This is a genomic window from Streptomyces sp. NPDC016640 (assembly GCF_043076215.1).
Taxonomy (GTDB): Bacteria; Actinomycetota; Actinomycetes; order Streptomycetales; family Streptomycetaceae; genus Streptomyces.
The window spans coordinates 15783-36815 of record NZ_JBIBRG010000010.1 but is presented as its reverse complement, the minus strand read 5'-3'; the positions used below and the strand labels follow the sequence as shown (position 1 = coordinate 36815).

General features: G+C 73.5%; 20 protein-coding genes and 1 pseudogene. 11 read left to right on the top strand and 10 right to left on the bottom strand.

Going from position 1 to position 21033, the window contains the following annotated elements; translation table 11 throughout:
- Window position 1: 1 nt before the first annotated feature.
- Window positions 2-451 (bottom strand): hypothetical protein, encoded by a 450-nt coding sequence (locus tag ACF07S_RS21170; RefSeq protein ID WP_391963493.1) that lies wholly within the window; start codon window positions 449-451, stop codon window positions 2-4.
- 469 nt (window positions 452-920) lie between these two features.
- Here ACF07S_RS21170 and ACF07S_RS21165 point away from each other — a divergent pair, with 469 nt between their 5' ends.
- Entirely contained in the window at window positions 921-1097 is a 177-nt protein-coding gene (locus ACF07S_RS21165) for a hypothetical protein (RefSeq protein ID WP_391963294.1), read from the top strand.
- 52 nt (window positions 1098-1149) lie between these two features.
- A pseudogene (locus tag ACF07S_RS21160) lies at window positions 1150-1642 on the top strand (GNAT family N-acetyltransferase).
- A gap of 16 nt (window positions 1643-1658) precedes the next feature.
- Here the strand turns inward: ACF07S_RS21160 and ACF07S_RS21155 are convergent.
- Both ACF07S_RS21155 and ACF07S_RS21150 read right to left on the bottom strand, forming a co-directional pair.
- A complete protein-coding gene (locus ACF07S_RS21155; RefSeq protein WP_391963293.1) occupies window positions 1659-2054 on the bottom strand; it encodes a VOC family protein in 396 nt (131 codons plus the stop codon).
- 245 nt (window positions 2055-2299) lie between these two features.
- Entirely contained in the window at window positions 2300-2458 is a 159-nt protein-coding gene (locus ACF07S_RS21150) for a hypothetical protein (RefSeq protein ID WP_391974795.1), read from the bottom strand.
- 406 nt (window positions 2459-2864) lie between these two features.
- Here ACF07S_RS21150 and ACF07S_RS21145 point away from each other — a divergent pair, with 406 nt between their 5' ends.
- Window positions 2865-5885, top strand: coding sequence for an alpha-mannosidase (locus tag ACF07S_RS21145; protein WP_391974794.1), 3021 nt, complete (start codon window positions 2865-2867; stop codon window positions 5883-5885).
- Window positions 5886-5890: 5 nt separating this feature from the next.
- Here the strand turns inward: ACF07S_RS21145 and ACF07S_RS21140 are convergent, their stop codons facing one another.
- On the bottom strand, window positions 5891-6592 hold the full coding sequence (locus ACF07S_RS21140; RefSeq protein WP_391963291.1) for a FadR/GntR family transcriptional regulator: 702 nt from the start codon (window positions 6590-6592) through the stop codon (window positions 5891-5893).
- A 212-nt stretch (window positions 6593-6804) separates the two neighbouring features.
- Between ACF07S_RS21140 and ACF07S_RS21135 the strand changes: the two genes are divergently transcribed.
- The 4 genes from ACF07S_RS21135 to ACF07S_RS21120 all read left to right on the top strand — a co-directional run bounded on the left by ACF07S_RS21135 (window position 6805) and on the right by ACF07S_RS21120 (window position 10799).
- Complete coding sequence (locus ACF07S_RS21135) at window positions 6805-8151, top strand: enolase C-terminal domain-like protein (protein ID WP_391974793.1); 1347 nt, start codon at window positions 6805-6807, stop codon at window positions 8149-8151.
- Window positions 8148-8903, top strand: a complete 756-nt coding sequence (locus tag ACF07S_RS21130) for an SDR family NAD(P)-dependent oxidoreductase (protein ID WP_391963289.1) — start codon at window positions 8148-8150, stop codon at window positions 8901-8903. Before ACF07S_RS21135 ends, ACF07S_RS21130 begins: the two co-directional genes overlap by 4 nt.
- Window positions 8900-9898, top strand: coding sequence for an aldo/keto reductase (locus ACF07S_RS21125; protein WP_391974792.1), 999 nt, complete (start codon window positions 8900-8902; stop codon window positions 9896-9898). Before ACF07S_RS21130 ends, ACF07S_RS21125 begins: the two co-directional genes overlap by 4 nt.
- Before the next feature lie 61 nt (window positions 9899-9959).
- A complete protein-coding gene (locus ACF07S_RS21120) occupies window positions 9960-10799 on the top strand; it encodes an amidohydrolase family protein (protein ID WP_391963287.1) in 840 nt (279 codons plus the stop codon).
- On the opposite strand, the gene ACF07S_RS21115 is transcribed toward ACF07S_RS21120, so the two are convergent.
- A complete protein-coding gene (locus tag ACF07S_RS21115) occupies window positions 10787-12208 on the bottom strand; it encodes a lipase maturation factor family protein (protein WP_391974791.1) in 1422 nt (473 codons plus the stop codon). The genes ACF07S_RS21120 and ACF07S_RS21115 overlap by 13 nt on opposite strands.
- A 143-nt stretch (window positions 12209-12351) precedes the next feature.
- On the opposite strand from ACF07S_RS21115, the gene ACF07S_RS21110 reads away from it, so the two are divergent.
- Window positions 12352-14448 (top strand): SpoIIE family protein phosphatase, encoded by a 2097-nt coding sequence (locus tag ACF07S_RS21110; RefSeq protein ID WP_391963285.1) that lies wholly within the window; start codon window positions 12352-12354, stop codon window positions 14446-14448.
- 3 nt (window positions 14449-14451) lie between these two features.
- Here the strand turns inward: ACF07S_RS21110 and ACF07S_RS21105 are convergent, their stop codons facing one another.
- The 3 genes from ACF07S_RS21105 to ACF07S_RS21095 all read right to left on the bottom strand — a co-directional run bounded on the left by ACF07S_RS21105 (window position 14452) and on the right by ACF07S_RS21095 (window position 16457).
- Window positions 14452-15105, bottom strand: coding sequence for a zf-HC2 domain-containing protein (locus ACF07S_RS21105; RefSeq protein ID WP_391974790.1), 654 nt, complete (start codon window positions 15103-15105; stop codon window positions 14452-14454).
- A gap of 151 nt (window positions 15106-15256) precedes the next feature.
- Window positions 15257-15775 carry a hypothetical protein gene (locus tag ACF07S_RS21100; protein ID WP_391963283.1) on the bottom strand — a complete coding sequence of 173 codons (519 nt, stop codon included), beginning with the start codon at window positions 15773-15775 and terminating at the stop codon, window positions 15257-15259.
- 136 nt (window positions 15776-15911) lie between these two features.
- Window positions 15912-16457: a sigma-70 family RNA polymerase sigma factor gene (locus tag ACF07S_RS21095; protein WP_391963492.1), complete on the bottom strand. Its 546-nt coding sequence runs from the start codon at window positions 16455-16457 to the stop codon at window positions 15912-15914.
- A 211-nt stretch (window positions 16458-16668) separates the two neighbouring features.
- Between ACF07S_RS21095 and ACF07S_RS21090 the strand changes: the two genes are divergently transcribed.
- Entirely contained in the window at window positions 16669-17823 is a 1155-nt protein-coding gene (locus ACF07S_RS21090) for a CapA family protein (protein ID WP_391974789.1), read from the top strand.
- Between the two features lie 7 nt (window positions 17824-17830).
- On the opposite strand, the gene ACF07S_RS21085 is transcribed toward ACF07S_RS21090, so the two are convergent.
- Window positions 17831-18298, bottom strand: a complete 468-nt coding sequence (locus ACF07S_RS21085) for a MarR family winged helix-turn-helix transcriptional regulator (protein WP_391974788.1) — start codon at window positions 18296-18298, stop codon at window positions 17831-17833.
- Between the two features lie 66 nt (window positions 18299-18364).
- On the opposite strand from ACF07S_RS21085, the gene ACF07S_RS21080 reads away from it, so the two are divergent.
- On the top strand, window positions 18365-19180 hold the full coding sequence (locus ACF07S_RS21080; protein ID WP_391963280.1) for an alpha/beta fold hydrolase: 816 nt from the start codon (window positions 18365-18367) through the stop codon (window positions 19178-19180).
- Between the two features lie 199 nt (window positions 19181-19379).
- Window positions 19380-20204, top strand: a complete 825-nt coding sequence (locus ACF07S_RS21075; RefSeq protein WP_391963279.1) for a polysaccharide deacetylase family protein — start codon at window positions 19380-19382, stop codon at window positions 20202-20204.
- Window positions 20205-20230: 26 nt separating this feature from the next.
- On the opposite strand, the gene ACF07S_RS21070 is transcribed toward ACF07S_RS21075, so the two are convergent.
- A complete protein-coding gene (locus tag ACF07S_RS21070) occupies window positions 20231-20899 on the bottom strand; it encodes a class F sortase (RefSeq protein ID WP_391963278.1) in 669 nt (222 codons plus the stop codon).
- Window positions 20900-21033 lie beyond the last annotated feature (134 nt).

The following is a 21033-nucleotide window of genomic DNA, read 5'->3' as shown; positions in this document are numbered from 1 at the left end:
GTCAGTCGACCATCCGGAGACGGGAGTTGCGGGCCGCCAGCAGCTCCAGCACGGTGCGCCAGTCCTCCGGGACACCGGCGTCGAAGCAGGCGGTGCGGGCCTCCTCCTCGGCCGCGCGCAGGGCGAGGAGGTCGTCGTCGGCCGGAAGCCCGTACCGGGGCCGCAGGCGGACCAGCCCGGCCACCCGCTCGCCGAGCAGCGCCCGCACCGCGTCCGCCACGCGGTCGGCCCGCGCCGCCGGTTCGCCCGGCCACAGCAGCCGGCCGACGGGCCGTACCAGGCCCGCCGCCTGCAGCTCCTTGTCCGCGGGCCGGCCGCGGCGCAGCAACGCGGCGGTCCGCAGGGCGTGGTCGTGGGCGTCGACCGGTGCCCGGTCGTGGCCCTGGACGTCCCGCGTGCCCCGGCACGCGTACAGCAGGTCCATCAGCTCCTCGACGGTGCGCAGTTCCATGCGCCGGTCCTCCCGGGAGTAGGCCGTTGCCGTGCGGCAGCAGATCATGGCGAGCTTGCGCGCCGGCCAACGGGGCCTGAACTGCGCCATGACCACGTGGCCTTGTCGAGGGCGTCGATGCCCGGGTACTCCGAACGAGTGAGCAGAAGAGAGGTGTGAAAAGGTAAATAGCGGCATATTGAGGCTGATTGCGTGCCCTCCGTCGCAGGATTGTTACCCACGGTTTCGAGCCCCATCGAGCGGGGGGCCGCTCATTTGGTTACGCTGAGGCGGACGGACAGCGACCAGGGGTCTACCCGCACCCACGGTCCGTCATGGGACCAGCCGGTTGACAACGGCCTGCTCTTTCTCCAGTTACCGGCGCCACCGCGTCCGAACGGCTTTCGACTCGACCCGGGTGGACGGCGGGCGCCAGGCGCAGGGCCGGCGCGGCACGTCCCGAGGGTGACCGACACATAAGGAGTGCGCGGTGGCACCGGAGAAGACGACGACACGCGAACAGCGCCCCGAGCAACGCCCGGAGCGCGCCCCCCGCCGGCCCGGTGAACTGGGCATTCTCGAGGTGTGGGCCCGTTCGGCCCCGATCCGTCTCGCGGGCTACGAGGACGACCTCGCCGAGCCGCACATCCTGCCCAGCGTGGACTGACCCGCCTCACCCGCGCGATCGCCGAACGGGCGGGCGTTCCCGACTCGCACCCGTGCTGATCAGGGAAGCGCCCCCGGCGACGGGCCGCGCATCTGGCCGTTCCGGCATCGCATCGTCGCCGCGGGCGAGACCTGCACCTGGGACCCGGGCACCTCCGAGGAGGCCGCCCGGGCCCTGTGGACGGACCCGGCGAAACAGGTGTACGTGACAGGTGTACGTGGTCGAGGACGGCGCCTCCGCCGTCGTCGCCTCCGCCTGTCCGACGCCCCACTACGGCGGCCCCGCGGCGGGGATCGCCGACGCGGGCTTCATGGCCGACCCCGGCCGGGCCGGCCGGGGTCGGCCCGCCCGCTCGCCGAACACGTCCTGGCCGAGGCCCGGTCCGCCGGCTACCGGGGCACGGTGTTCAACGCCGTCGTCGGGACCAATCCGGCGTCGCCCTGTGGACTTCGCCCGGCTTCACGGTCCTCGGGACGGTTCCCGGGGCCTTCGGCCACCCCCGGCACGGACCGGTCGGGCTGCACCTCATGTACAGGGCGCTGTGACCGGACGGCTCCGGTCTCAGGGCCGGGCGTAGGGCCGGGTCATGATCTCCATGTTGTGGCCGTCCGGGTCGTCGAAGTAGGCGCCGCGGCCGCCGAAGAGGTCGTTGACCCTGCCCGCGTCCCTGTGGCCGGGATCCGCGTAGTAGGTGATCCCGGCCGCCTCCAGGCGCGCGATCATGGCGTCGAACCGCTCCTCGGGCACCAGGAACGCGTAGTGCTGGCCCTGGACCGGCTCGTCCCTCTTCTCGTAGTAGTCGAGGGTCACGCCGTTGCCGAGGTCGACGGGCAGGAAGGGACCGAACGGGGCGCCGACCTCGAGTCCGAGTATTCCGGCGAGGAACTCGGCCGAGAGCCGGCGGTCGCTCGCGTAGACGGCGGTGTGGTTCAACTGGACGTGTTGTGCGTCGGGCATGGCTGGATTCGTCTCCGGTGTCGGTTTCCACGGGTGGGGCCGTGCGAGGGCGCGCGGCGGGGGAGGAAAGAGGAACACGGAGAGGAGTGGCGGGCCACGGGCTCTCGCCCGGCCTCGCGCGGGCGGGGACGCGCCCCGCGCCGGCCTCACACCGAGGCCGGGAGCGCCTTGCGTGAATGGCCCACGGCCGACCCGGCAGTCACCCGGCCGACCTTAGGCCCTCGCGGCCGGTCATGGCAACGCCGTCACCGGCCGCACTCCTCCGGCTCCTCCGGCTTCTCCGGCTTCTCCGGCAGGCGGGCCGCGGGCGGTTCGCCCCCGCCGTGGCGCGCGGTCGACCCGTTCTCCTGCGCGAGCCGGCGCAGGGGCGTCGGCGCCGGTTCCGGCAGGAAGGCCAGGAGCACCGCACGCGCCGGCCCATCGCCTCGATCAGGACGGCGTCCTCGGGGCCGGTCCCGACGGCGCCGCCCTCCTCGGCCGCGCCGGCTGCTTCGGTGCCGTCCGGCCGGATGCCGGAGGCGATGCCGAGCAGCCGGTGCGTGTCCGTCCGGTGTGCGGTCACGGCGTCCAGGACCTGCTCGGCCGGCGCGACGGACCGCCCGCGCACACCGGTCAGCGCGCGGATCGGGCGCAGTCCTCCGAGGCGGTTCTCGTCGTACCCGGCCAGGGTCGCCGCGGTGGCCCGGGCCGGGCGGCAGCAGCCCTCGCAGGCAGTACTTCTGACCGGCGGCCCGGTCCGAACGGGTTCGCACCGGGGGAGTGGTGTGGTACCCCTGGTGGCCACCCGCCCTCAACCCTGGAGCGCCCCGCATGCACGACGACCGCACCCTGGTCGAAGCCCGCCTCGAGCGCGTCCTCGAGGAGCGCATCCGCCCCGCCGTGTACCCCGAGTCCGTACCGCTGCGGGTCGCGGTGTGGCACGCGCCCGGGGAACCCGTTCCCGTCGCCGAGGGCCTGGCGGCCGAACCCGGTCCCGTCGAGGTGGGCGCCCGCTGGGGCGCGCCCTGGGGCACCAGCTGGTTCCGGGTCACCGGGACCGTCCCCGAGGCGTGGGCCGGCCGGACCGTGGAGGCGGTCCTCGACCTCGGCTTCGACGAGAACATGCCCGGCTTCCAGTGCGAGGGCCTGGTCTACCGGCCGGACGGCACCCCCGTGAAGGGCCTCAACCCACGCAACCAGTGGGTGCGCATCGGCGCGCCCGCCGAGGGAGGGGAGGAGGTGTGCCTGCACGTCGAGGCGGCCTCCAACCCCGTCATCATGGGCCACCGCCCGTTCCTGCCCACCCTGCTCGGCGACAAGGACACCGCGGGCGGCGAACCGCTGTACACGCTCGCCCGCATGGACCTCGCCGTGTTCGACGAGAACGTGTGGCACCTGGTCGTCGACCTCGAGGTACTGGGCGAGCTGATGGCCGAGCTGCCGGCCGGCTCGCCCCGCCGCTGGGAGATCCTGCGGGCGGTGGAAAGGGCCCTGGACGCCGTCGACCTCCAGGACGTGAACAGCACGGCAGAACGGGCCCGTTCCCTGCTCACCGACGTCCTCGCCGCGCCCGCCGCGTCCTCCGCGCACCGCATCAGCGCCGTCGGACACGCGCACATCGACTCGGCGTGGCTGTGGCCGCTGCGTGAGACCGTGCGCAAGGTCGCCCGTACGACGGCCAACATGACCGCCCTGCTCGACGACGAACCCGAGTTCGTCTTCGCCATGTCGCAGGCCCAGCAGTGGGCGTGGGTGAAGGAGCACCGGCCCGAGGTGTGGGCGAGGGTGAAGAAGGCGGTGGCCGGCGGGCGGTTCGTGCCGGCCGGCGGGATGTGGGTGGAGTCCGACACCAACATGCCCGGCTCGGAGGCGATGGCCCGGCAGTTCGTGCACGGCAAGCGGTTCTTCCTCGACGAGTTCGGCATCGAGAACGACGAGGCGTGGCTGCCGGACACCTTCGGCTTCGCCGCCGGCCTGCCCCAGATCATCAAGGCGGCGGGCTCCAAGTACCTGCTGACGCAGAAGATCTCCTGGTCACGGACGAACAGCTTCCCGCACCACACCTTCCGCTGGGAGGGCGTCGACGGCACCCGGATCTTCACCCACTTCCCGCCCGTCGACACCTACAACTGCTCCATGAGGGGCGCCGAGATCGCCCACGCCGTCCGCAACTTCAAGGACAAGGGGGTCGCCCGCCACTCCCTCGCGCCCACCGGATGGGGCGACGGCGGCGGCGGCACCACCCGCGAGATGGTCGCCAAGGCGGCCCGGCTGCGGAACCTGGAGGGCCCGGCGACGGTCACCTGGGAGACACCGTCCGCGTTCTTCGCCAAGGCGGAGGCGGAGTACCCCGAGCCGCCCGTCTGGGTCGGCGAGCTCTACCTGGAACTGCACCGCGCCACCCTCACCAGCCAGGCCGGGACCAAGCAGGGCAACCGCCGCAGCGAGCACCTGCTGCGCGAGGCGGAACTGTGGGCGGCCACCGCGGCCGTACGCACCGGGTTCGCCTACCCGTACGAGGAGCTGGACCGGATCTGGAAGACGGTGCTGCTGCACCAGTTCCACGACATCCTGCCCGGCTCCTCCATCGCCTGGGTGCACCGCGAGGCCCGCGCCACCTACGCCCGGATCGCCGCGGAACTGAACGGGATCATCGACTCCGCCCAGCGCGCCCTGGCCGGCGAGGGGCCGGTCCCGCTGGTCTTCAACGCCGCCCCGCACCCCCGCGCGGGCGTCCCGGCGGGCGGCGCCCGGACGGCGGCCGCCGAGGGCCGTACGACGCTCGGCGCGCGCCCCGGCGGCGGGCACATCCTCGACAACGGCCTGCTCCGGGTCGAGATCGACGCCCGCGGCCTGGTGGTCTCCGCCTACGACATCGGGGCCGGCCGCGAGACCGTCGCGCCCGGCCGGGCCGCCAACCTCCTCCAGCTCCACCCCGACCTGCCGAACATGTGGGACGCCTGGGACGTCGACGAGTTCTACCGCCGCACGGTCACCGACCTGACCGACGCGGAGGAGGTCACCGAGGGCGAGGACGGCGTCTCGGTGCGGATCGTCCGCTCCTTCGGCGCCTCCCGGGCCACCCAGGTGCTGTCGCTCCCGCCGGGGGAGCGGCGGCTGGTGGTGGACACCGAGGTCGACTGGCACGAGACGGAGAAGTTCCTCAAGCTGGCCTTCCCGCTCGACCTGCACGCCGAACGGTACGCGTCCGAGACGCAGTTCGGGCACTTCTTCCGGCCCACGCACACCAACACCTCCTGGGAGGCCGCCAAGTTCGAGGCGTGCAACCACCGCTTCGTCCACCTCCAGGAACCGGACTGGGGCGTGGCGGTCGTCAACGACTCGACGTACGGCCACGATGTGACGCGCACCGTGCGGGACGACGCGGACCACGGCACCACCACGACGGTCCGGGTCTCCCTGCTGCGCGCCCCGCGCTTCCCCGACCCGGAGACCGACCAGGGTGTGCACCGCTTCCGGCACGCCCTGGTGCCGGGCGCGTCCATCGGCGACGCGGTGCGCGAGGGCTGGCGGATCAACCTGCCCGAGCGGCAGCTCAACGGGGCCGGTGAGGTCGCCCCGCTGGTGACCGCCGACCGGGACGCGGTCGTGGTCTCGGCGGTCAAGCTGGCCGACGACGGCAGCGGTGACGTGGTCGTCCGCTTCCACGAGGCCCACGGCGCCCGCGCCCGCGCCACCCTCACCACCGGGTTCGAGGCCACCGGCGTCGAGGTGACCGACCTGCTGGAACGCCCGCTGGCGGACACGGAGGCGCCCCCGCTCGACGGCGACCGGATCACCGTACGGCTGCGCCCGTTCGAGCTGATGACGCTGCGGCTGAAGCGCGCCTGACCCGGTCAGTCCTCGAGCCGGGCGCGCAGCCACTCCTCCACCGCGCCCACGTGCGCGGCCGCCGCCGCCCGCGCCGCCTCCGGATCGCGGGCGGCCAGGGCGCGGTGGATCGCGGCGTGTTCGCGCCGGGTGCGGGCGAAGGCGCCCTCCTCCTGGTAGCCGCGCCACACCCGGGCCCGGAAGGTGCGCGAGGACAGGCCCTCCAGCATCGCGGCCATCGTCTCGTTGCCGGCGGCGGCCACGATCTCGCGGTGGAAGGCCAGGTCGTGGGCGAGGATCTCCTCCGCGTCGTCGGTGGCGTTCATCGCCGCAAGGTGCTTCCCGACCTCGGCCAGCCGGTCCGGCGTGATCCGCGCGGCGGCCAGCGCGGTCGCCGTCGACTCCAGGACGCGGCGCACCTCGAGCAGTTCGACCAGCCGCCGCCCCCGGGACAGGTCGGCCACGACCCCGAACGTCTCCAGCAGGTCCCCGGCCTCCAGCCGGGTGACGTAGATGCCCGAACCGTGCCGTGCCTCCAGCACACCCAGCACCGTCAGCGCGCGGATCGCCTCCCGCATCGAACTGCGGGACATCCCGAGCCGGGCGGAGAGATCCCGCTCGGTGGGCAGCCGCTCGCCGGGCTGCAGTCCGCCCTCGCGGATCATCGCCGTGATCCGCTCGATGGCGCGCTGCGTCACCGTGCCCTTCTGCGGGGCCGTCTCCTCCACGCCACTCCTTCATTCGCCGGTCGCCGCAGTCTAACGACGGAAGTGGTCGGACCACTGAGGAACAAGAGCGGGGAAAAACATGTCCGGGGGGTGTTCTGCTCGCCAAGTGGTCTGATAAGTATGCCGTCGTCCGCCCCGACCGCCCGCGTCACCACGAGCCGTGACCGCGACCGACACCGCGTTCGTCCCCGCCACCCACCGAAAGGTCCTCCGTGCCCCCGCCGCCCGCCCGCATCACCGCCGTGGACACCTACGACGTCCGGTTCCCGACCTCGCGCGAACTCGACGGCTCCGACGCGATGAACCCCGACCCCGACTACTCGGCGGCCTATGTCGTCCTGCGCACCGACGCCGCCGACAGACACGAGGGGCACGGCTTCGCGTTCACCATCGGGCGGGGCAACGACGTCCAGGTCGCCGCGATCGAGGCGCTGCGCGGCCATCTGCTGGGACGGTCCGCCGACGAGCTGTGCGCCGACCCCTCCGTCCTCAACCGCGACCTGATCGGCGACAGCCAGCTGCGCTGGCTCGGACCCGAGAAGGGCGTGATGCACATGGCGATCGGCGCCGTCGTCAACGCCGCGTGGGACCTGGCCGCCAAGCGCGCGGACAAGCCGCTGTGGCGGCTGCTCGCCGAGGCCGAACCCGAGTGGCTGGTCCGGCAGATCGACTTCCGGTACCTCACCGACGCCCTCACCCCCGAGGAGGCCCTGACCCTGCTGCGCCGCGGCCGGGAGGGCGCCGACCGGCGCACCGCCCTGCTGCTGGAGCGCGGCTACCCGGCCTACACCACCTCACCCGGCTGGCTCGGCTACGACGACGGCAAACTGACCCGGCTCGCCGCTCAGGCGGTCGCCGACGGCTTCCGGCAGATCAAGCTCAAGGTCGGCGCCGACCTCGACGACGACATCCGTCGCTGCCGGGTGGCCCGCGCGGCCGTCGGACCGGACGTGCGCCTGGCGATCGACGCCAACCAGCGCTGGGACGTGGACGAGGCGATCCGCTGGACCAGGGCGCTCGCCGGGTTCGACCCGTACTGGATCGAGGAGCCCACCAGCCCCGACGACGTGCTCGGCCACGCGGCGATCCGCCGGGCCGTCGCCCCGGTCAAGGTCGCCACCGGCGAACACGTACAGAACCGGATCGTCTTCAAACAGCTCCTCCAGGCCGGCGCCCTCGACATCGTCCAGATCGACGCGGCCCGCGTCGGCGGGGTCCCGGAGAACCTCGCCGTCCTGCTGCTCGCCGCCAAGTTCGGCGTACCGGTGTGCCCGCACGCCGGCGGGGTCGGGCTGTGCGAACTCGTCCAGCACCTGTCGATGTTCGACTACGTGGCCCTCTCCGGCACCACCGAGGACCGGGTCATCGAGTACGTCGACCACCTGCACGACCACTTCCTCGACCCGGTGGTGATCCGCGGGGGCCACTACACGGCACCCCGCGCGCCGGGCTTCTCCGCCGCCGTGCGGCCGGAGTCCCTGGCACGCTACACCTATCCCGGCGGCGCCTTCTGGGCCGCCGACCCGGACACGCGGAAGGAAGAGGAGCGGACCGCATGAGCGACTTCGAAGGCCTGACGGCCCTGGTGACCGGTGGCGCCTCCGGCATCGGCCGGGCCACCGCGGACCTCCTCGCCGGGCGCGGCGCCCGGGTGGCCGTCCTCGACCTCGACCCGTCACCGGTCGGCGAGCCCCTCACCGGGTACCTCGCCGACGTCGCCGACGACGCCTCGGTGCGCGCGGCGGTGGCCGCCGCCGTCCACGACCTGGGCGGCCTCGACGTCCTGGTCAACAACGCCGGCACCGGTGCCCGGGGCACCGTGGAGACCAACTCCGACGAGGAGTGGCACCGCGTCTTCGACGTCAACGTCCTCGGCATGGTCCGCACCGCTCGCGCCTGCCTGCCGCACCTGCGGGCCTCCGCGCACGCCGCGATCGTCAACACCTGCTCCGTCGCCGCCACCGCGGGCCTGCCGCAACGGGCCCTGTACAGCGCCACCAAGGGCGCCGTGCACTCCCTCACCCTCGCCATGGCCGCCGACCACGTCCGCGAGGGCATCCGCGTCAACTGCGTCAACCCGGGCACGGTCGACACACCCTGGGTCGGCCGGCTGCTCGACGCGGCCGACGACCCGGCCGCCGAACGCGCCGCCCTCGAGGCCCGCCAGCCCACCGGCCGCCTGGTCTCCGCCGCCGAGGTCGCGGGCGCCATCGCCTACCTGGCGAGCCCGCTGTCCGGCGCCACCACCGGCACCGCCCTCGCGGTCGACGGCGGCATGCAGGGCCTGCGACCGCGCCCGGCCGGCCGGTGAACCGGCACCGGCTCGGCCGCGGCGCCGAGCTCACCGGCCTGGCCTTCGGTTCCGCCGGCATCGGCAACCTGTACACCGAGGTCGGCGAGGAGACGGCGCGGGAGGCGGTGCGCGCCGCCTGGCAGCGCGGCATCCGCTACTTCGACACCGCCCCGCACTACGGCCTCGGCCTGGCCGAACGCCGCCTCGGCGCGGCCCTGCGCGAGCACCCGCGGGACCAGTACACCGTGTCCACGAAGGTGGGCCGCCGGCTGGAACCCGCCCCTACCGGCGGCGACCTCGCCAACGACCTCGCCAACGGCTTCGCCGTGCCCGCCACCCACCGCCGCGTCTGGGACTTCACCGCCGACGGCGTACGGCGCACCCTGGAGGCGAGCCTTCGGCGCCTCGGCCTGGACCGGGCCGACATCGTCTACCTCCACGACCCCGACGACCACGCGGAACAGGCCTTCCGGGAGGCCTACCCGGCACTGGAGCGGCTGCGCTCGGAGGGCGTCGTCGGGGCCATCGGCGCCGGCATGAACCAGACCGCGATGCTCACCCGCTTCGTCCGCGACACCGACGTCGACGTCGTCCTGTGCGCCGGCCGCCACACCCTGCTCGACCAGAGCGCCCTGACCGGTCTGCTGCCCGCCGCCCTGGAACACGGCACGTCGGTCGTCCTCGGCGGTGCCTTCAACTCCGGTCTGCTGGCCGACCCGAAACCGGACGCGACGTACAACTACACGCAGGCACCAACCGAGTTGCTGGACCGCGCCCTGCGGATGAAGGACGCCGCCGAGCGCCACGGCACCACCCTGCGCGCCGCCGCCCTGGCCTTCTGCGCCGCCCACCCGGCGGTCGCGAGCGTGCTGGTCGGCGCCCGCTCGGCGGCCGAGGTGCACGACTGCGCCGACCAGTTCGCCACCCCGGTGCCCGCCGCCCTCTGGCAGGAACTGCGCGCCACCGGGCTGCTGCCGCCCGACGCCCCCGTACCCCCCGGGGAGCCGTCATGAGGGCCGCCCCGCACACCGGGGTCCGCGCCGACGCGGGCCCGTCCGTCGCGGGGGAGCTGCCGTGACCGTCGACGCGCACCACCACGTCTGGGACCTGTCCGTCCGGGACCAGGACTGGATCACCGGACCCCTGCTCGAGCCCCTGCGGCGGGACTTCACCCTGGCCGACCTCGCACCGGAGGCGTCCGCCGCCGGCGTCCGCCGCACCGTCCTGGTGCAGACGGTCACGGTCCCCGGGGAAACCCCCGAACTGCTGGCCCTCGCGGAGGCGCACCGGCTGGTCGCGGGCGTCGTCGGCTGGACCGACCTCACCCGCCCCGACGTCACCGACGAGCTGGCCCGGCTGCGGGAACTGCCCGGTGGACGGTACCTGAAGGGCGTCCGCCACCAGGTCCAGGGCGAGGCCGACCCCGAGTGGCTGCTGCGCCCGGACGTGCGGCGCGGACTGGCCGCCGTGGCCGCCGCGGGGCTGGTGTACGACCTGGTGGTGCTGCCGCACCAGCTCCCGGCGTGTGCCGCCGCGGCCGCCGCCCTGCCCGGCCTCACCCTCGTCCTCGACCACGCGGGCAAACCCCCCGTCGCCTCGGGCGCCCTGGAACCCTGGGCGTCCGGCGTCCGTGCCCTGGCGGCGCTGCCCAACACGGTGTGCAAGCTCTCCGGCCTGGTCACCGAGGCCGACCCGGCCTCCTGGACCGTCGGCGACCTGCGCCCGTACGCCGACGTCGTGCTGGACGCGTTCGGACCGGGCCGGCTGATGTTCGGCTCGGACTGGCCGGTGTGCACCGTGGCGGCCGCCTACGGCGACGTCCTCGCCACCGCGCGGCACCTGACCGCCACCCTCGACGACACCGAACGGCACCGGCTCTTCGAGGCCACCGCGACCCGTGTCTACGACCTCTGAGCCGTCTCCGCCAGCCGGGTCGGCGGCAGGAACTCCCGCACGTACGTCCGCTCCCAGCACGCGCCCGTCTCCCGCAGTTCCCGCCACGTCGTGTAGCGGTAGCGGAACAGGCGGGCACGGATGTGGCGGGGCGGCGCGTCGGCGGGGAACGGGGAGCGGCGCAGCAGTCTCAGCGTCTCGCGGTCGTTCTCCAGCAGCCGCTCCACCAGCGCCCCGAACCACGGGCCGGCGTACGCCGGTGACAGCGCCGCGAACCACATCAGCCAGTCCAGCCGCAGATGGTACGGCGCGAACTGGCGCGGCCAGCGCCGTGGATCACCGGGCTTGCCCTTGAACTCGTACTCCCGCCAGTCGGAGTCCCCGCGGGGCACCTCGTCCGCCGTGCCCTCCACGACCACCTCGTACCGGATCCGGCTGACGCTGCCGAACGCGCCGTAGGTGTTCACCAGGTGCAGCGGGTCGAAGGAGCGGTTCATCACCTGGCGGCGGGAGAGCATGTTGCGCACCGGCCGCCAGGAGAGACCGAGCAGCAGCGCGGACACCGCCAGGACGACCACCACGTACCACAGCGGCGCGCCGGACTCCTCGGGCGGATCGGCCGGGAACCGGACCGCCGACAGGGCCAGCACGATCGTGATCCAGTTCAGCCAGGCGAAGTTGCCGGAGAGCACCAGCCACAGCTGGGTCACGATCATCAGGCAGGCGGCGACCGTGGCCACCGGTTGCGGGGTGAACAGCGCGAACGGCACCACGAGCTGGGTGACGTGGTTCGCGGCCACCTCGACCCGGTGCAGCGGCCTGGGCAGGTGGTGGAAGAACCAGCTCAGCGGCCCCGGCATCGGCTGGGTCTCGTGATGGTGGTCCAGACAGGTCAGTTTCCGCCAGCACTCGTCGCCGCGCATCTTGATCAGGCCCGCGCCGAACTCCACCCGGAACAGGACCCACCACAGCAGGAAGAGGACGACGACCGGAGGCGCCACCTCGTCGTTGCCGAGGAACACGGCGAGGAAGCCGACCTCCAGCAGCAGCGACTCCCAGCCGAACGAGTACCAGGTCTGCCCGACGTTGACGATCGACAGGTACAGCGCCCACGGCACCAGCCACAGCAGCATCGCGCCCCACAACGGAAGCAGCGAGTCCGCTCCCGCCAGCAGCGCCGCCGACACCGCGCAGCCCGTCCAGACGCAGCCCGCGAAGAACCGGTCCGAGTAGTGCAGGTGGAACAGGCTCGGCGAGCGGCGCGCCGGCACCCGCTCCACGAACCGCGGCACCGGCAGCATGCCGCGCTCCCCGATCAGCGCGCGGAACTGCAGCGCCGCCGTCAGGAACGCGACCAGGTACAGCCCGGCCAGCCCCCGCTGGAAGACCAGCCGGCTCAGCCAGTGGCCGGACGCGGTGAACCACTCCACGGCCCCTCGCTCCCTTCTCCGTCGTCCAGCCGGCCCCGCGACTGTCCGTGTACCACCCGCGCGGTCCCCGCAACCCGGTGGGGGAAGGGAGCGAAGACCGTCCAGCGGTCGAAGAATCGCGTGAATCCTGGCATGGTGAACCCATGGCTGATCGGGGAGCGAGCGCCCTGTCACTCCCGGACGACTGGCCGGACCACCCGGATCCGATCCTGGCGCTCAACCGCATGGGCAGTTTCGACTGGGACCTGGACGCCGGGGTGATGCAGATGGACGCCCAGGCGCACGAGATCTTCGACGTGCGCCCCGACGAGTACGACGACCGCCCCGAGTGCCTGGGCGACCGCGTCCCGTCCGGCGAGGCCCTGCGCCTGGACACCGTCGTGTCGCAGGCGCTGAAGGACGGCAGCGAGAACTACGGCGCCTACTTCCGCGTCCGCCGCCGCGACGGCTCCCTGCGCTGGACCCACACCCAGGGCTACATCCGCCGTGACGAGACCGGGCGGCCCCGCCGCATCATCGGCATCGTCCGGGACGCCACCCAGGAGCTCAGCGACGGCGAGGCCAGGCGCGAGCAGGCCGAGCAGGAGGGCATCCGACGCCGGCAGACCAACGTCGTCCAGCTCACCACCGCCGCCCTCGCCCACGCCCGTACCGTCAAGGACGTCATCGACGTCCTCAAGGACACCCACGGCCTCACCCACCTGGGTGCGACCAGTCTGGTCATAGGCCTGGTCGAGGCCGGCCGGATCCGGCTCATCGCGGAGGGCCCCGCGGACGGTTTCGTACCGGGCACCGAGCTCACCGGGATCGACGAGCCGTACCCGATGAGCGAGGCGGTGCGCACGCTCAGCCCGTGCTTCATCGAGTCCCCGGAGGAGTTCGCCGAGCGCTACCCGAAGCTGTGGCAGGGCATCACCGGGCTGGACATCACCTCGGCGGCCTATCTGCCGCTCATCGCCCAGGCCCGCCCCATCGGCGCCATGGGACTGCTCTACAGCGACCGGCTCGGCTTCTCCGCCGAGGACCGCAACATCCTGGTCGCCCTGGGCAGCAGCATCTCCCAGAGCCTGCAGCGCGCGATGTTCTACGAGCAGGAGATGGACCTCGCCCAGGGCCTGCAGCAGGCCATGCTGCCGCGCACCATCCCCAGCGTGCCCGGCGCCGACCTCGCCGTGCGCTACCGGGCCGCCACCATCGGCGGCTCCGTCGGCCGGGACATCGGCGGCGACTGGTACGACCTGATCCCGCTGCCCGGCGGCAGGGTCGGCGCGGTCATAGGCGACGTCCAGGGCCACGACACGCACGCCGCCGCCGTCATGGGCCAGTTGCGCATCGTGCTGCGCGCCTACGCCGCCGAGGGCCACCCGCCCGCCACCGTGATGGCCCGCGCCTCGGTCTTCCTGCACGAACTCGACACCGACCGCTCCGCGACCTGCCTGTACGCCGAGGCGGACCTGTCCACCGGCGTGCTCCAGATGGTCCGGGCCGGCCACATCGACCCGCTGGTGCGCCGCACCGACGGATCCTGCCGCCGTGTCCCCGTCCCCGGCGGGCTGCCCCTCGGCCTGTCCGCGGAGTTCGGGCAGCTCGACTACCCGGTCGGCACGATGGAGCTCGATCCCGGCGACACCCTGCTGCTGTGCACCGACGGACTGGTCGAGCGGCCCGGAGCCGATCTCGACGACGGCATGGAGAACCTGTCCGCGCTCATCACCGACGGCCCCGACGACGTGCGCGACCTCGCCGACCGGCTCATCGAACTGGCCGGGGAACGCGGCGGGGACGACGACGTGGCGCTGCTCCTGCTGCGTCGCCGCGTCCTGGACGGCCCGCGCCCCGGCGGCCGGCTCAGGCAGCACGTGCCGCCCGGTGATCCCGAGGCGCTCTCCGAGGCCCGGCGCCTGATCCGTACGGCGGTCGCCGCCTGGGGCGCACCGGAGCGGACCGACGAGATCGAGCTGGTGGCCGACGAGATGATCACCAACGTCCTGATGCACACCGAGGGCTCCGCGGTCCTCACCCTCAGACTCCTCACCGGCAGCGGGCGACGCGTGCGCGTGGAGGTCGAGGACTCCTCCAGCGCCCTGCCCCGCCCCCGCGAGGCGGGGGAGTCGGGCGTCTCCGGCAGGGGCCTGCTGCTGGTCGAGACGCTCACGGACGTGTGGGGCGTGGAGGCGCGTGGCGGCGGCAAGTGCGTGTGGGGCGAGTTCGTGGTGGCGAAGGACTCCGGCGCGGCCTGAGGCTCACCGCGGCCGAAGCGTCACCAGGTGCTCGCCGTCCGCCGTCCGCACCTCGTAGCGGGCGATGTCCTCGGGGCGGATGGCGGACCCGCCCAGCATCGTGTTGGGGCGGGCGTCGTGCCGCGGCACGGTCCAGCTGGTCACCGTCTCCTCGGAGCCGTCCAGGCCGACGACCACCAGACGGCAGACGCGCGGACCCGCGCCGTCCTTCACCCTCAGCCGCACGTGGCTGCCCCAGGCCCGGTCCTCGGTGGTCACCTCCGCCCACACCCCGGACAGCTCGTCGGTCGTCGCGGTGATCGCGGCGCTCCCGCCCCCGTCCCGCGCCATCAGCGCGATCGCCGGCGCGGACACCGCGAGCACCACCGAGGCGGTCAGCGCGAGCAGCGTCCGGCGCCGCCCCGCGCGGTCGCGGGCGGCCACCTCCGACAGCAGCCGGTCCAGCACCCCCGGGCCGGGCTCGGCCAGCGGGTGCACCAGCCGCGGCGTGGATCGCCGGTACAGCATCAACTGCCGTGTCGCAGGACCGAACGCGGTCACCTGGGCAGCGCAGCGGGGGCATTCCATGAGGTGGTCCTCGAAGCGGAACGTGTCCGCCTCGTCCAGCACGCCGAGTGCGTACGCGCCGACGTCGCGGTGCCTCTCCAGGGACCTCATGCCGAATCCTCGTGCCGTTGGGTGGGGGTGGGGTCACTCCTTGCACCCACCGGTACGCACCAGGCCGCCGGATCACTCAAGCCACGTGCCGAATCGTGACCGAGGGATCCGGAGCCCTCCGGCCCGCGGATCGGCCGGTTATCCGGGGAATCTAGAAGAGGTGGATGGCGAGGTGGCCGAGCGGCAGTCCGAGCTGCCAGGCCGGTGTCCACACCTCGGCTCCCTCGTCCTCACCGGTCACCGCGCCGCCCGGGACCGCGTTCAGGTCCGGTGCGAGCAGTTCCGTCTCCCGCAGCCAGCGCCAGGCCTCCCGGGCCAGCTCCAGGTCCGGACCGGGCGCGGTCCGGCCGGACGCGGCGGCGTCCGCGGCCAGGCCGTCCAGGCGTTCTCGGACCCACTCCTGCCACGGCTGGTCGTACGCGGTCAGCGACAGCCACGTCTCCAGCTGGGTGACCACCCGGATGCCGGACAGCTCGCCGTCGGTGTCGGACAGGAAGACGGTCAGCGCCAGCGCGTCCCGGCCGGCGCGGAACTCGAAGGACGTCGGCGGCATGAGATCGCCGCTGCGCAGCAGTTCGTCGGCGATGTACTCGGCGTACAACCAGGCCATGGGGACGGTCAGTTCACCGTCGCCGGCGCCGTCCGTGCTCTCTGGACCTCTGTGCAGCATCCCTTCCTGCCCTCCTCCGGTGCGTACGTGTCGCCCGAACCCCGGCCCTCGGTCCGGAACACGGATGAGGACAGCCGATTACCCGACCGGGGCAGTCGGCAAGGCGCTTTACGGAGGTTTGACTCGACCGCCGGTTTCAGCGCATGTCGCAGGCGTATCCGGGAAGCACCCGGCGCAGGGCGCGCAGCGCGTAGTACGCGCGCGACTTCACGGTACCGGGCGGGATCCCGAGGGCCGTCGCCGCTTCCGCCACACTCGCCCCTTGGAAGTACACGAGTACCAGGACGTCACGGTGCTCCGGAGTGAGTGTCTTCACAGCCTCGCGGACGTCGAGCATCGCCGCGGCGCGCTCGGCGTGGTCGGAGGTGACCCGGGCGTTCTCCAGCACGGCGTCCCCGACCTCGGCGGGCCGGGCCTGCCGGGCCCGCCGCGCGTCGATGGCGAGCCGCCGTCCCACGGTGAGCAGCCAGGGCCGTACGGAGGCGAAGTCCTCCGCGCGCAGGGCCTCGGGGTGCTGCCAGGCGCGCACCAGCGTCTCCTGGACGAGGTCCTCCGCCCGCTGCCGGTCCCCGTCGCAGAGCCGGAGCAGCAGCGCGAAGAGCGGCCGGCCGTGCTCGCGCTGCAGTGCGGCGAGCTCGTGCTCGGCGGTCGTCCCGTTCGTGAGTGTCGTTCCGGCCGTCATGGCCGTATGGCAGCGCACGGCGTCGCCCGGGGACAGGGCGCGCGCAGGAGTGTGCGGCGGACGGTCGATCGCGTCGGCGAACGGTTCGACGAACGGTCGGGACGGCCGTTCGCGCACGCCGGACGGGCTAAAGAGCGTGTCGGAGCGGCAGCGGGGAGGGCGGAGATTCTTATCTGTTCCTCCATAAATACGACTACAGCGGGGTGAAGTGATGATCACACGGAGTCGGCAGGTGGCCCTGGTCCTGACCGTCGTCCTCGCCGCGGGCGCCGCCTGCCAGGCGCGGGACCACCGGCCACCGCGGCCGGGGCAGCCGGCCCCCTCCGCCACGGGGGCCCGCGGCTTCACCCTGGTCGCCTCGGGCGCTGTGCTGCCGCACGACACGATCATCGAACGCGCCCGCTACGACGCGGGCGGCGCCGGTCACGACTTCCGGCCGATGCTCTCCGGGGTCCGCCCCCTCGTCGCCGGCGCCGACGTGGCACTGTGCCACCTGGAGACCGTCTCCGGGACGGAGGGCGACTACACCGGCCATCCGCTCTCCAAGTCCCCGCCCGAGATCGCCCGTGACCTCGCCGCCACCGGCTACGACGGCTGCTCCACCGCCTCCGACCACACCCTGGACGACGGCACCGAGGGCATCCGCCGCACCCTGGACGCCCTCGACCGCTCCGGAGTGCGGCACGCGGGCTCGGCGCGCACCGAACAGGAGGCCCGCACGCCGACCGTGCTGCGCGCCGGCCCGGCGCGGATCGCCCACCTCGCCCACACCTACGGCACCAACGGCCACCCCCTGCCGCCGGACCGCCCCTGGGCCGTCGACCTGATCGACGAGGGTCGCATCGTCGCCGACGCGCGGGCCGCCCGCACGGCCGGAGCCGATGTCGTCGTCGTCTCCCTGCACTGGGGCACCGAGTGGCAGGAGGCCCCCGACGCGCAGCAGCTCGCCCTGGCCCGTTCGCTCACCGCGTCGACGACCCGGGGCCGCCCCGACGTCGATCTGGTCCTGGGCACCCACGCCCACGTCCCGCAGGCCTACGAGAAGGTCAACGGCACCTGGGTGGTCTACGGCATGGGCGACCAGATCGCCGGCGCGATGACCGACCACGAGGGTGTCCAGGATCCGCGCGGCAACCAGTCCACCCTGGGCCGCTTCACCTTCGCCCCGCCGTCGCGACCCGGTGGGCGCTGGCGGGTGACGAGGGCCGAGTTCGTCCCGCAGCTCTTCGACGTGGACGCCGGCCGGGCGGTCGACCTCGACCGGGCGCTCGCCCGGGGCGCCGAGGTGCGGGCCGTGCGCGACCGCATCCGGGACGTCGTACTGAGCAGGGGCGCGGCGCAGGACGGCCTCGTGATGGGGGAGTGAGGGCCGGTCAGCTCGGGTCGATGTGGTCCAGGGCCCTCAGCAGCTCGCCGAGCACCCGCAGGCACGTCGTCACATCGGCGTCCGTGAGGCCGCCGCCGACCTCGCGCAACAGCTGGTGTTCGCGCTCCAGGACGGCGGTGATCGCCGCGGAGCCCTCCCGCGTCGGGCGGATGAGCGAGGAACGCCGGTGGGCGGGGTTCGGGATGCTCTCCACCAGCCCCCGTGCCGCCGCCTCGTTCACCATCCGCTGCACGAACTGCCGGCTGATCGCCTGCGCCCTGCCCATCTGCGGCACGGTCATCGGCCCGTCGCGGTGCAGCAGGGTCAGCACGGCGCGCACGCCCAGCGACAGGCCGTCGGCGGCGGTCAGACCCTGCTCCACGCTGCGCTGGGCGCGCCGGTAGAGCGGGCCGACCAGGTCGTACACCTCGGTGAGGCGGCGTCCGAGTTCGTCCGGGGGGAGGGGCCTGTCCATCTCGCTCACCCCCTCATCATGACACCTCGGTTGCCAGATCCCTCCAGAGATGACACCTTGGTTGTCATGACTGGTGCTTCGGACCTGCGTTTCCTCCCCTCCGCCGACGGCGATCTCTCCTACCTCGACACCGGCTCCGGCGACCTCGTCGTCCTGCTCCACTCCGGGTACGCCGACCACCGGGTGTGGGACGCCCAGATTCCCGCCCTCGCCGCGCACCACCGGGTGATCGCCCCGGACGCGCGCGGCCACGGGTTCTCGGCCAACGCCACCGAGCCGTTCCGCTGGGCCGACGACCTGGCCGGACTGCTGCGCCACCTCGGCGCGGGGCCCGCGGTCCTGGTCGGCCTCTCGATGGGCGGCGTGATCGCGACCGACACGGTGCTCGAACACCCCGGACTTGTCCGCGCCGTGGTCACCTGCGGTGCCGCGACCGGAGACTTCCGGTACACCGATCCCTGGCACCAGGAGGTCCGGGCCGAGACCGACCGGGCGCTGGCCGCCGGTGACATCGAGGCCTGGCTCGAGGCCTTCCTCCGCGTGGTACCCGGCCCGCACCGGAGCGCCGACGACATCGACCCCGCCATCCCGCGCCGGCTGCGCGAGATGGCGCTCCACACGATCTCCAAGCACACCCCGGACGAGAAGAACCTGCTCGTGCCCGTGACCGGCTCCTGGGCCCGGGTCCAGGAGATCGGTGTCCCGCTGCTCACCGTCAACGGCGCCCTCGAACCCGCCGGCCTGCACGCCGCCGCCGAACGCCTCGCCGGGGCGGTTCCCGACGGCCGGACCGTGACCGTCGACGGCACCGGCCACTACCCGAACATGGAACGGCCGGAGCTCTTCAACCGGATCCTGCTCGACTTCCTCGGCTCCCTCTGACACCGAGCCAGTGGCCCGCCCGCCCGGAGGCACCCACCACCACCGCGTCCGCCCCCAGGCCGTCCGCCGCCCTCACCCGGCCCTCGCAGGGGGCGCCGCGGAACGCGGGGAACTCCCGACTGCGCCGGACGGGTGAAACCGTGCCGCCGCACCGGTGTCGCTGAGGTGCGTCGGCCCTTCGCGGGGCGACTGATGAGTCATGCAGAAGGATCAGTTGCCCAACCGGCGCCGGGCGCTGCTCGCCGGCGCCGCCCTCGGCGCGGCCGGCGTGGCCGCGGCGTACGCGCCCGGCGCCGGGGACCCGCCGGCGCCCGCCGCGGGAGCCCCGGCGGCCCGCCGCCCGCTCAGGCCCACCGAGTACCGCCTGAGGCCCCTGACCGGCTACGGCCCCCCGCGCAGCACGCCCGTCAGGACCCCGGTACGGCGGGAACCGCTGCTGCGCGTGTCCGGGCGCGGCCGCACCATGGTGCTGACCTTCGACGACGGCCCGGACCCCCGCTACACACCGCACATCCTGGACACCCTGGCCTCCCACGAGGTGCGCGCGATGTTCTTCGTGTGCGGGGAGATGGCGGCCGAGAACCCGGACCTGCTGGCCCGGATGGCCGACGAGGGGCATGTGGTCGGCAACCACACCTGGTCCCACCCCCTGCTCACCGGTCTCGGCCGCCGCCGGATCCGCTCCGAGATGGAACGCACCTGCGACATCATCGAAAAGGCCTACGGAGGACGCCCGGAATGGTTCCGCGCGCCCTACGGGGCCTGGAACCGCGCCGCCTTCCAGCTCGGCGCCGAACTGGGCATGGAGCCCCTGGCCTGGACGCTCGACACCCTCGACTGGACCACGCCCGGCACCGGCACCATCGCCGGCCGGGTGGAGGACGGCGCCGGCCCCGGCGTCGTGGTCCTCTCGCACGACGCCGGGGGCGAACGGGGGCAGAGCGTGCGCGCCCTGCGCCGCTATCTGCCCCGCCTGCTGGACTCCGGATACCACGTCACCGTGCCCCGCCGGCAGTACCTCTGAGCGGTGCCCGCATGGCCGGCCTCCGTTCAGCGGACCCCGACCATGCGGGCGAAGACGACGACGTTCCCGTCGTAGCCGTTCTGCTGGGAGAAACCGCCGCCGCAGGTGATGACCCGCAGCTCCGCGCTGCCCTTGGAGGCGTAGACCCGGTCCCCGGGGAAATCGTTCTTCGCGAACACCTCGACGCCGTAGATCTCGAACACGGCGGTCCTCGCGTCCTCGCGCGCGATCTCGACGCGGTGTCCCTTCTGCAGCGCCCCGAGCCCGTAGAACACCGCCGGTCCCCGCGCGTTGTCGACGTGGCCGACGACGACCGCCGTGCCCTTCTCGCCCGGCGAGACGGCACCGGTGAACCACCCCGCCAGGTTCGGGTCCTCGGGCGGCGGTGCGTCCACCCAGCCCTCCGCGTCCAGTCCCACCGGCATGACCGGCGCGTCCACCTGGATCGCCGGGATCCTCACCCGGTCCGGCACCGCGTACGGCAGCGGCTCGGCCGACCCGGTCACGGTGCCGCCGGGCACCCTGCTGTCGGCGGCGGCAGCGCCGGCCGGCTGCGGCGGGCCCACGTCGAACTCCCCCGAGCCGTTGCGGATGAGCGCGAGCCCGGTGAGCAGGACCAGCGCTATCACGCCCCACGGGGCGCGCCGCTTCGGCGGCGCCTCCTCCTCGGCTTCGGCCGGCCAGAAAGCAGACATTCGCCTTCCCCTCTCGACACGGCCGTCGCCGCGTCACTCGAGCCTGACGAAAACGCTATGCGGCGCGCGCGCGACCGGCGACGGGGCAGCGGCGAACGGGTGGCCCCGCGGACCGGGGTGCGCCATCCGGGGCG

Excerpts from the sequence above, each read along its gene's own strand:
- ACF07S_RS21095 (WP_391963492.1), bottom strand. The coding sequence starts at position 16,457 with ATGACGGCCGGAACGACACTCACGAACGGGACGACCGCCGAGCACGAG.
- ACF07S_RS21090 (WP_391974789.1), top strand. The coding sequence starts at position 16,669 with ATGATCACACGGAGTCGGCAGGTGGCCCTGGTCCTGACCGTCGTCCTC.
- ACF07S_RS21085 (WP_391974788.1), bottom strand. The coding sequence starts at position 18,298 with ATGGACAGGCCCCTCCCCCCGGACGAACTCGGACGCCGCCTCACCGAG.
- ACF07S_RS21070 (WP_391963278.1), bottom strand. The coding sequence starts at position 20,899 with ATGTCTGCTTTCTGGCCGGCCGAAGCCGAGGAGGAGGCGCCGCCGAAG.
- ACF07S_RS21130 (WP_391963289.1), top strand. The coding sequence starts at position 8,148 with ATGAGCGACTTCGAAGGCCTGACGGCCCTGGTGACCGGTGGCGCCTCC.
- ACF07S_RS21110 (WP_391963285.1), top strand. The coding sequence starts at position 12,352 with ATGGCTGATCGGGGAGCGAGCGCCCTGTCACTCCCGGACGACTGGCCG.
- ACF07S_RS21105 (WP_391974790.1), bottom strand. The coding sequence starts at position 15,105 with ATGAGGTCCCTGGAGAGGCACCGCGACGTCGGCGCGTACGCACTCGGC.
- ACF07S_RS21075 (WP_391963279.1), top strand. The coding sequence starts at position 19,380 with ATGCAGAAGGATCAGTTGCCCAACCGGCGCCGGGCGCTGCTCGCCGGC.
- ACF07S_RS21170 (WP_391963493.1), bottom strand. The coding sequence starts at position 451 with ATGGAACTGCGCACCGTCGAGGAGCTGATGGACCTGCTGTACGCGTGC.
- ACF07S_RS21100 (WP_391963283.1), bottom strand. The coding sequence starts at position 15,775 with ATGCTGCACAGAGGTCCAGAGAGCACGGACGGCGCCGGCGACGGTGAA.
- ACF07S_RS21155 (WP_391963293.1), bottom strand. The coding sequence starts at position 2,054 with ATGCCCGACGCACAACACGTCCAGTTGAACCACACCGCCGTCTACGCG.
- ACF07S_RS21080 (WP_391963280.1), top strand. The coding sequence starts at position 18,365 with ATGACTGGTGCTTCGGACCTGCGTTTCCTCCCCTCCGCCGACGGCGAT.
- ACF07S_RS21145 (WP_391974794.1), top strand. The coding sequence starts at position 2,865 with ATGCACGACGACCGCACCCTGGTCGAAGCCCGCCTCGAGCGCGTCCTC.